At 32.4% G+C, this 1,844-nt stretch carries 2 protein-coding genes; both read right to left on the bottom strand.

The annotated features are described in order from the left end of the window. Positions 1–137 precede the first annotated feature (137 nt). Positions 138–866: an alpha/beta hydrolase gene (locus EKM79_RS12155; RefSeq protein WP_125569162.1), complete on the bottom strand. Its 729-nt coding sequence runs from the start codon at positions 864–866 to the stop codon at positions 138–140. Positions 867–916: 50 nt separating this feature from the next. Further along, a complete protein-coding gene (locus EKM79_RS12150) occupies positions 917–1,645 on the bottom strand; it encodes an alpha/beta hydrolase (protein ID WP_125569160.1) in 729 nt (242 codons plus the stop codon). Positions 1,646–1,844 lie beyond the last annotated feature (199 nt).

Here is a 1,844-nt window from a genome sequence, read left to right as displayed (position 1 = left end):
GGTCCTTTTTCTATCCAGAAATTTAGACAATAAAAAAACTGGTATTGGCTTTCACCAATACCAGAAAGTTTAGACCCAAAAAAAGATCAGACATTGGTATTGAAATGTCTGATCTTTTTTGGTGAAAATACTTGTACTTATTTTTCAAGCCATTTAAACACTTTGTCAATATTACCTACCCAGGTAACCCATGAATGGTTACCGTTTACTGGCATCCAAGTATAATTGCTTTTTAAGTGAATTGTTAAGAAGTTTTTGAACATGATATTATCTTCATGCATGTAATCTTTATCACCACAGAGCGTTAGTACCTTTTGACGTGGTTGAACTTTATTGAAGATTGTTGCCAATTGATTATTATGTATCTTTTCCGCTGTATCAAAGATACTATCAAATGTTTTTTTGTCCATTGGACACTGTGGATTATTTCTAAATTTTTCAATGTCTGTAACAGGTGATAAAGCAGCAGTCTTACTGAATTTATCTGGGTTAGTAAATCCAATTTTTAGTGCGCCGTATCCACCCATACTTGATCCGGCGATATAATTATCTTCTGGCGCAGGAGATAATGGAAACATTTTTTGAATCTTTGGTATCAATTCATTCACAAAAAATGAATAGTAAGGTATAAAGTCAGAATCTGAGTAAAAAGCATTTCTAGCTTCAGGCATGATGATAGCCCAATCATGTTGTTGAGCCATTTCTTCAATATTTGTATGTCTTATCCATGCAGTATCATCGCCAGTGTAACCGTGAAGTAACCAAACAGCTTTATATTGTTTTTTACCTGAGTCTGGGATTACAATCGTTGATTTGAAGTAAGTATGCAAATAGTTGGTACGATAACTCATACTTAATAATGTCATTTAATATTCCTCGAGTGTTTATCTTAGTATTTGTTATTTAGATTAAATGTTTAGTTAGTTAGCCAGTTAAATACTTGATCGACATTTTCTGACCATGTATTCCATGAATGGTCACCACTAACCGGCATCCATGTGTAGTTGTCGTTCAAATTGTCAGTTAAGAAATTCTTTAATTCTACATTATCTTCGTGCATGAAATCTTTGTCGCCACAAAGTTGTAGTACTTTTTGCTTAGGATGAGTTTGATTGAATATATTAATTAATTGATTATCTTTGATTTTTTCTGGTGATTCAAAGATACTATCAAATGTTTTTATAGGCATAGGACTCTTAGGGTTATTACGGAAGTGTTCAATATTAGCAACGGGAGACATTGCAGCAATTTTGCTAAATTTATCAGGGTTAGAAAAACCAATTTTTAGTGCACCATAACCTCCCATACTTACACCACCAATATAGTTATCTTCAGCTTTATCAGATATAGGCAGAAGTTGTTGTATTTTTGGAATCAGTTCTTTTACAAAAAAACTATAATATGGTATAAAATCGGAATCCGTGTAAAAGGCGTTTCTTCCTTCAGGCATAATTACCGCAATATCATTTTTGTCAGCGAGCTTTTCAATATTAACATTGCGCATCCAAGTAGTATCATCAGCTGTATATCCGTGCAATAGCCAAATAGCTTTGTAATTGCTTTTACCAGTATCGGGAATTACCACTGTAGTCTTAAAATATGTGTGAAGAAAGTTTGTTCGAAAACTTGTATTTAGTAATGTCATAATAACCTCCATGATAAATTTAAATTCATATACTTAATAGTGATTCTAAAAATCAGACTTGTCAAGATGATTGACGGAGTTAAAGGTTACATAACTTAAATTATTAGAAGTAATAATTATTGGGCACATGTCAAGTCCAAGTGCAACATCTTAATGCTTTCTTAACAATATTTAGAAAATTCTGAATAAAATACTTCGT

Source organism: Companilactobacillus insicii, assembly GCF_003946015.1.
GTDB classification, from domain to species: Bacteria; Bacillota; Bacilli; order Lactobacillales; family Lactobacillaceae; genus Companilactobacillus; species Companilactobacillus insicii.
Note: the sequence above shows the minus strand (reverse complement) of the source record. Positions and strands in the feature narration are given on the sequence as shown.

Excerpts from the sequence above, each read along its gene's own strand:
- EKM79_RS12155 (WP_125569162.1), bottom strand. The coding sequence starts at position 866 with ATGACATTATTAAGTATGAGTTATCGTACCAACTATTTGCATACTTAC.
- EKM79_RS12150 (WP_125569160.1), bottom strand. The coding sequence starts at position 1,645 with ATGACATTACTAAATACAAGTTTTCGAACAAACTTTCTTCACACATAT.